The following is a 6,974-nucleotide window of genomic DNA, read 5'->3' on the forward strand; positions in this document are numbered from 1 at the left end:
GAGGGGCTGTATGGCGTTGGTTCACCAAATGCGCGGGTCAGGATCGGCCTCGGCCACGAAGGTCGTCCCGCCTTCATCCGTCACCATCTGGTCTGATTCGCTCAGGCTTGCTGATGCGGAACAGTCATCGCACCGGCCAACAAATTGGTGCGGGCAGGCCGCCAGGTTGATGCCATCCCCAGTGGATGATCTGGTTCGCATGGATCCCGCCGTTCCTGCATCACCCCGGGTTCACCGGAGGACGCACTGTTTCAGCTGCCGCGATAAATGGTGCCGGCGAGTGCTGCGGTGGGAGTCTTCGCGACGGCTTCCACCTCGCCGGCATTTCCCAGTAGACAACCAAGCGAAGCGGGAAACACGAGTAGGCAATACCCGTTCCTTCAGGCCCACCGTACCCACCTAAGCCAGGTCTGCCCTACCTACCTAAGCCCCTACAGGCTGCGTACAGACTCAACCCTCCAAAACCGCGAAAAACCCCACCCTCGGCGACCGAGGGTGGGGCTCTTCACGGCTTGCTTAACCTTCGCAGGCGATACCGTCGGAGTCCGCATCCAGCGCGGAGCGGTAGCCAGGCTGCCAGCTGTAGAGTGGCGCTTTACCTGCATTACGCACCGCAGTGCAGTTCGCATAGTAGACCGGAGCGGGGGCTGGAGCCGGCGCGGGTGCGGGGGCTGGAGCCGGTGCAGGTGCGGGGGCAGGAGCCGGTGCGGGCTTGTACGCGTCGGACGCGTACTCGACGCTCACGCTGCCGGAGCGCCAGGTGATGCGGCCGCCCTGGTAGTCCTGCGAGTAGCCGCCCCCACTGGCACCATACTCATTGGTTGTCGGGTAACCCAGGCGCCCGCCTTCGGAGCCCTGGCCCACCCAGGCACCCCTGATGCCACCGGTCATGACGCGCGCGCCCGAAGCGGGAGACCAGACAACTTCTCCGCCTTGGAAGTACTGCTTCGCGCCGCCTCCGACAAGGCCACCGACCTCATCCGAGGTGGGGTAACCCAGTCCGCTGTTAGGCCCGCCGGCGTTGACCCACGTCTGGCCGATGCCGCCCTTGATGAAGCGGGAGCCGGTGGCAGGCGACCAGACGATCTGCCCGTACTGGAACGCCTGCGTTACGCCTCCGTTAGCGGTGGCGTACTCGTCCGTGGTGGGGTAGCCAAGGCCACTGAGCGGGCCTCCGACCTTGTCCCACGTAGCGCCAATGCCACCCTTAGTGATGCGGGAGCCCGTTGCGGCGTTCCAGGAAATCTTGCCGTACTGGAACCCTTGCATAACACCGCCGGGCATCGGAGCGTACTCATCAGTTGTTGGATAACCGAGGCCACTGAGCGGGCCGCCTGCGTTATCCCAGGTGACACCGATGCCGCCCTTTGTGATCCTGGACCCGGTAGCCGGGTTCCAGGAGATCTTGCCGAACTGGAAGTTCTGCATCACGCCGCCAGCCATCGGGGCGTACTCGTCAGACGTCGGGTAGCCGAGATCACTGTTGTGGGCCCCGATCGAATTCCATACGGTGTTAATACCGCCGATGACCATGTAGGCCCCATACTGCTGGAGGTAGGCGATCGTGCCGCGCTCAAAGAGCTGATAGGCCCCGCCGAAACGCTGGTTTGCGAACTCCTGGGAGGTGGAAGAACCCAACACCCCCGCTGCTGTTGCATGTTTGTCGGCAATAGCGCCTTGCACTAAGTACGTTCTATCGGCAGTCGGCTCGGAGGTGCCCGCCTTCTCCGGGTAGTACAACGTGTCGTAGCCGCAACTTCCGAGGGACAGGATCCGCTCGATCCCGTAATACTCGTCCTGATCGACAGCCAGGTTCCAGCGGTACTTAACCTTCAGCCAGGAGGTGACGTACCTGCACCAGACTGTTGGGTCTTCCGGCAGCCAACCGGTGGGGTCATGATCGCTCTTGCTCTGGTTGACCGCCGACGGGACGGCCTCCAGGGATTCGCCGATCACCATGTCATTTGCGAAGGCACGGCGCTGCTCCGGCGTCCAATAGGCAGCGCCCGAGTCCCAGGCTTCCGACAGGGCAACAAAGTGGTCGATCTCGATGGCAGAGGCATCATAGGCCGTGCCTCCGCCGTACCAACCAGTCCACTGGCCTGCTGTCACTGTGCAGCCTGCGCCCACCGTGGCCGGGACCTGCGATTCTGCTAGCAGAACCTCTTTGCGGGTGTGGCAGCCATTCCCATCAGCATCAATCCAATGCTCAAACAGGGACCGGTCGTACTGCACCGTTGACTCAGGCAGAACCTTCAGCGAGCCCAAGAGCCCGAAGACCTGGCCGAACGTGGTGCCGGATTCGCTGGCCGCGTTCAGACTTTCAGCCGAGACCACCTGAGGTGCTTCCGATGTTGCCTGCGGCGCCGGTTCCGCGGTGGCAGCTGCGGGAGCGCTGGGCTCTTCCGTCAGTGCTGGCTTGCTTGCCTCTGCAGCGGGAGACGCCAACGGGGTTTCAGCCGAAGCCGTTCCCGTTTCTGTGGGTGCGTTGGTTGGTTCCGTAACCTGCTCGTTGGTTACAGGTGTTGGTGCTGCGATGGCCGGTGCAACAGATCCGATACTGGACGCTGCGATGGCAAGTGAAGCAGCGGCGGCGAGAAGCCGCCTCTGAGAGACCCCCATGTTGATTCTTTCTCATAGTGCTGCGACGGCGCATCGATGGGACGTTTGGATCGTTAGGCGGAAGTAACGGACTAATTACTTCTGCTGCAGATGCTGATTTGGTGACGAAGCTCGTCACACGTCAACCCATTGGTTTGCCGCTTACCCGGCCTGATAGTGCTTACCTACTCCGTGCAGCGTGCTTTGGACTGGTTGATCCAGCCTTGCCAACTCTGCCGAAAATGGATCAAGATCCCCGCAGCCTAAACGCAGGGTTCGCTCAAGATCCGCCCAGAATGCCCGCCCCACCAGCTCGGTCGCCTGCAGGCTCAGCCCCGGAACTGCGGCTCGCGCTTCTCCTGGAACGCCCGGAAGCCCTCGGCGTAGTCGTCCGTTTTGCAGAGACGTGCCTGCTCGGCGTTCTCCTCGGCCATGGCCTCCCACAGGCCCAGGCGCTGGTCGCGGATGTGGGCAACCAGCTCCTTGCTGGCGGTAAAGGCACCAGTGGCGCCGCGGGCCACCTTCGCCACAATCCCCCGCGTCGTCTCAAGCAACTCATCCGCCGGCATGGCACGGCTGAACAGCCCCTGCGCCACTGCCTCGGTGCCGCTGATCAGCTCCGCCGTGTAGATCAGGTCCAGCGTCCGGTGCATCCCCAGCCGCTCGGTGAAGTACCAGTGCCCGCCCGAATCCAGCGTCGCGCCCAGCTTGGCGAACGGCGACCCGAACTTCGCGTTCTCCGCCACGTACACCGCGTCCGTGGCCAGCAGCAGCCCCAGCCCCACGCCGAGGCAAGCACCGTGGGCGGCCGCGAACGTAGGAGCCGGGAACGCACTCATCTTCTTCAGCAGGGGCTCCACCAGCCCGCCCAGGTACGCGGCGGCGTCGTCATTTTCCGGCGTCACGTTCTGGATGTCCCGGCCCGCGCAGAAGGCGCGGCCCTCTCCCCTCAGCAGCAGCGCCCGCACCTCACCGCGGGCGGCGGCGGCAGCAGCGTCGTCGTACGCCTGGGACAAATCCGCCAGCGCCTGCTCATCCAGCGAGTTCAGCTTGTGCGGAGCGTCCAGGACCACTTCGGCCACGCCGTTGTTGATGGAGAGGGAAATCATGGAACTCCTTGAAGTTGAAAAGACTTAGACGTCGAAGTCGACGGTGACTTCCTTGCTGGTGGGGTGGCTCTGGCAGGTCAGCACGTACCCCTTGTCCAGCTCATCCTGCTCCAGCGCATAGTTTTCGTCCATGGTCACGCTGCCGGTGACCACCTTGGCCCGGCACGTGCCGCACACTCCACCGGCGCACGCGAACGGCACATCCGGGCGGACCCGCAGCGCGGCGTTGAGGATGGACTCGCGGGCGTGCGTGGGGCTGGCCACCTCGCCCTGCAGGCCGTCCAGCTTAAAGGTGATCTTGTACGTCTCCTTGGACTCGTCCACCACCACGGGACGGCCCGCGTGCCCCTCCGGCTTGTCCGGCTTGCCGGACGTGAACAGCTCGAACCGGATGTTTTCCGGCTTCACGCCGCGCTCGGCCAGGGTGTCCCGGCACAGCTGCACCAGCTCGAACGGCCCGCACAGGAACCACTCGTCTACATCGTCCGCGTGGATGGCCGTGCCCAGCAGCTGCTGGAGCTTCTCGGCGTCGATCCTTCCGCTCAGCAGCGGCGCGATCCGCTGCTCGCGGGACAGCACGTGGTGGATGGCCAGCCGCTGCGGGTACTTGTCCTTGAGGTCCGCCAGTTCCTCCAGGAACATCACGTCCATGGCGGCCTTGTTGGCGTAGATCAGGTCGAACCGCGACTCCGGGTTCGCGGCCAGCAGCGTCCGGGCGATGGCGATCACCGGGGTAATGCCGCTGCCGGCGGCGATGGCCACAAAGCTGGCTTCCCCGTGGGAGGCGACGTCCCCCGCCAGCTCCTCCGGGTTGTTCATGGAGTTCATGCGGTTCTGCTCCACCGCCTGGCCGTCCCGGCCATGCCGCGACACAAACGCGCCCATCGGGCTCATGACGTCCAGCGTGTCCCCGGCCTTCAGCTCGGCGTTCGCCCAGGTGGAGAACAGCCCGCCCAGGTCCTTCTTCACCGCCACCCGGATCTCGCTGCTGCCGTCCGCGAAGCTGCGCGGCTCGGCGCAGATGGAGTAGCTGCGGCGCACCTCGTGCAGCTCGCCGGTCTCATCCGGGAGCTTGGTGCGCAGGGCCACGTACTGGCCGGGCAGGTAATCGAACTGGCCGGCGAGCTCCGCCGGGACGTGGAAGGCCACCTCGATGGCGTCCTCGGTGAGCCGGCGCACCTCCTTCACGGCGAGGGTGTGGAAGGACGGACGACGGCGGCCGGTGGCCTGCGCCGTTTCGGCGGCGGTCTGGCGGACAACAGGCATGGGGCTTCCTTACAGCACTTTGAAGTAGTCGAACGGTTCCTTGCAGTCCTGGCACACGTACAGCGCCTTGCAGGAGGTGGAGCCGAAGCGGGTGAGTTCCTTGGTGTTCAGGCTGGCGCACTGGGGGCACTTCACGGCCATGCTCAGGCGGATGGGGCCGGCGTGGCGGGCTGCTCCTGCTTTGCCCGACGGCGGGGCGATGCCGTACTCCTGCAGCTTCGCTTTGCCTGCCTCGGTCATCCAGTCCGTGGTCCAGGCCGGGGCGAGCACCAGGTCCACCTCGACGTCTTTGTAGCCCTCTTTGGCGAAGGCTGCCTTGAGGTCGTCGCGGATGGCGTCCATGGCCGGGCAGCCCGAGTAGGTGGGGGTGATGGTGACCCTGACGTGGTCTCCTGCCACCTGCACCTCCCGCAGGATCCCCAGGTCCTCGATGGTGAGCACGGGGATCTCCGGATCGCAGACGGTAGCGGCGATGTCCCACGCCTGTTGCCGCGGGGTGCGGGTCCGGCTTTCAAAGTCAGAGATGTACATGGCCTTCACCAGCTTGCTCCCGGATGCTCGCGGGCCAGCACCTGCATCTCGGCCAGGATGTAGCCCAGGTGCTCGGAGTGCTTGCCGTGCCGGCCGCCGCCGGGGGCTGCCGGGACGTCCGGCACCTCGAGTTCGGCTTCTTTGAGGACTTCGCCGGTGAGCCGGTCAAAGTCCTCCCGCAGGCTGGAAGGCGCGACGGCGGCGCCCGCCTCGGCGAGCCTTTGCGTTAGCTCGTCGTCCTGGAACAGTTCGTTGACGTACGGCCACATCAGCCGCAGGCCGTGGATCATCCTTCTGCGCGACTCCTCGGTGCCGCCAGCCAGGCGGAGGATCCACTGGGCGCTGTGGTCCCGGTGGTAGTCCACTTCCTTCACGGCCTTGGCCGTGATGGCGGCGAGCGTGGCGTCCGTCGATTCGGTGAGCCGGCGGTAGAGCTCGAACTGGTAGTAGCTCACGATGAACTGCCGGGCGATGGTTACCGCGAAGTCGCCGTTGGGCTGCTCGAACAGCTGGACACTGCGGAACTCGTGCTCGCGGCGGAAGTAGGCGAGGTCGTCCTCGCTCTTTCCCCAGGCGCCACCGGCATAGCTGAGGAAACTCCGGGCATGGCCCAGCTGGTCCAGGGCGATGTTGCCCAGGGCCACATCCTCCTCCAGCTCAGGGGCGCGGGAAATCCAGTGGCCCAGGCGCTGGGCGAGGATCAGGGCGTCGTCGCCGAGGCGCAGCGCGTATTCTGCGACGTCCTCTGACGGCTTGGCCACGCCGGTGCGGACCTCGAGGGCGATGTCCTCGGGGCGGAGGGCATTGCCGGGGGTGATGCGGGTGGCGCTCGCGTTGGAGTCGCCGCCTGCCACGCCGGTGGAGATGTCACCGTGGCCGGTGGTGGTTTCGTTAGCAGGGGCCACGCCGGCGAGGGACCCGCTGCGAGCTTGCGAGCTGTGGGAGCCGGTGGGGATCACAGGTGCTTTACCCCTTCGCTCTTGGTGTAGTACGTGGCGTGCCGGTAGTCCTTGCCCTGGGGCGATTCGAAGAACGAGCCCTTGGCGTCGGGATCGCTGGCGGCAATGGCGTCCGCGGGGACAACCCAGATGGAGACGCCTTCGTTGCGGCGGGTGTAAAGGTCTCGGGCGTTGCGCAGGGCCATGGCGGCATCCGGTGCGTGCAGCGAGCCGGCGTGGACGTGGCTGAGGCCGCGGCTGGAGCGGACAAAGACCTCCCACAGGCCCCAGGCGCCGCGGTCCGCGTGGCTTGCGGCGGGCTGGATCGAGGGAACCTGGTTCTCGGAGGCCGGGGTTGTTGCGGCGGCCTTGGCCTCGGTGGCGGCTGCCTCCGGGGTGGGGGCGCCGGCCGGAACCTGCTCCGCGCCGCGGATTACTTCACTGGCCGAACTTGCGGGGACTTCCGGGTTGCCGTGGGGGCTCATGCTGCGTATTCCTTCGTCTTCATTGACTCTTTTGCCCGCTGTTT

Annotated in this window: 6 protein-coding genes; all 6 read right to left on the minus strand. The window is 65.6% G+C overall.

Features of this window, described 5'->3' with window-relative positions:
* Positions 1–516 precede the first annotated feature (516 nt).
* The 6 genes from AC5RV1_RS19400 to paaB all read right to left on the minus strand — a co-directional run bounded on the left by AC5RV1_RS19400 (position 517) and on the right by paaB (position 6,930).
* Positions 517–2,622 (minus strand): excalibur calcium-binding domain-containing protein, encoded by a 2,106-nt coding sequence (locus AC5RV1_RS19400; RefSeq protein ID WP_493995686.1) that lies wholly within the window; start codon positions 2,620–2,622, stop codon positions 517–519.
* A gap of 308 nt (positions 2,623–2,930) precedes the next feature.
* Positions 2,931–3,710: an enoyl-CoA hydratase/isomerase family protein gene (locus tag AC5RV1_RS19405; protein ID WP_493995687.1), complete on the minus strand. Its 780-nt coding sequence runs from the start codon at positions 3,708–3,710 to the stop codon at positions 2,931–2,933.
* A 24-nt stretch (positions 3,711–3,734) separates the two neighbouring features.
* Positions 3,735–4,976 carry a 1,2-phenylacetyl-CoA epoxidase subunit PaaE gene (paaE, locus tag AC5RV1_RS19410; protein WP_493995688.1) on the minus strand — a complete coding sequence of 414 codons (1,242 nt, stop codon included), beginning with the start codon at positions 4,974–4,976 and terminating at the stop codon, positions 3,735–3,737.
* Positions 4,977–4,985: 9 nt separating this feature from the next.
* On the minus strand, positions 4,986–5,507 hold the full coding sequence (gene paaD, locus AC5RV1_RS19415; protein WP_493995689.1) for a 1,2-phenylacetyl-CoA epoxidase subunit PaaD: 522 nt from the start codon (positions 5,505–5,507) through the stop codon (positions 4,986–4,988).
* Between the two features lie 5 nt (positions 5,508–5,512).
* Positions 5,513–6,412, minus strand: a complete 900-nt coding sequence (gene paaC, locus AC5RV1_RS19420; protein ID WP_493995691.1) for a 1,2-phenylacetyl-CoA epoxidase subunit PaaC — start codon at positions 6,410–6,412, stop codon at positions 5,513–5,515.
* A 50-nt stretch (positions 6,413–6,462) separates the two neighbouring features.
* Positions 6,463–6,930 carry a 1,2-phenylacetyl-CoA epoxidase subunit PaaB gene (gene paaB, locus AC5RV1_RS19425; protein WP_493947010.1) on the minus strand — a complete coding sequence of 156 codons (468 nt, stop codon included), beginning with the start codon at positions 6,928–6,930 and terminating at the stop codon, positions 6,463–6,465.
* Positions 6,931–6,974 lie beyond the last annotated feature (44 nt).

It is taken from the genome of Arthrobacter sp. Hb9-2, from assembly GCF_059091165.1.

What these genes read in the sequence shown, in the direction of transcription:
- AC5RV1_RS19400 (WP_493995686.1), bottom strand. Translation starts at nt 2,622, where the DNA reads ATGGGGGTCTCTCAGAGGCGGCTTCTCGCCGCCGCTGCTTCACTTGCC.
- AC5RV1_RS19405 (WP_493995687.1), bottom strand. Translation starts at nt 3,710, where the DNA reads ATGATTTCCCTCTCCATCAACAACGGCGTGGCCGAAGTGGTCCTGGAC.
- paaE (WP_493995688.1), bottom strand. Translation starts at nt 4,976, where the DNA reads ATGCCTGTTGTCCGCCAGACCGCCGCCGAAACGGCGCAGGCCACCGGC.
- paaD (WP_493995689.1), bottom strand. Translation starts at nt 5,507, where the DNA reads ATGTACATCTCTGACTTTGAAAGCCGGACCCGCACCCCGCGGCAACAG.
- paaB (WP_493947010.1), bottom strand. Translation starts at nt 6,930, where the DNA reads ATGAGCCCCCACGGCAACCCGGAAGTCCCCGCAAGTTCGGCCAGTGAA.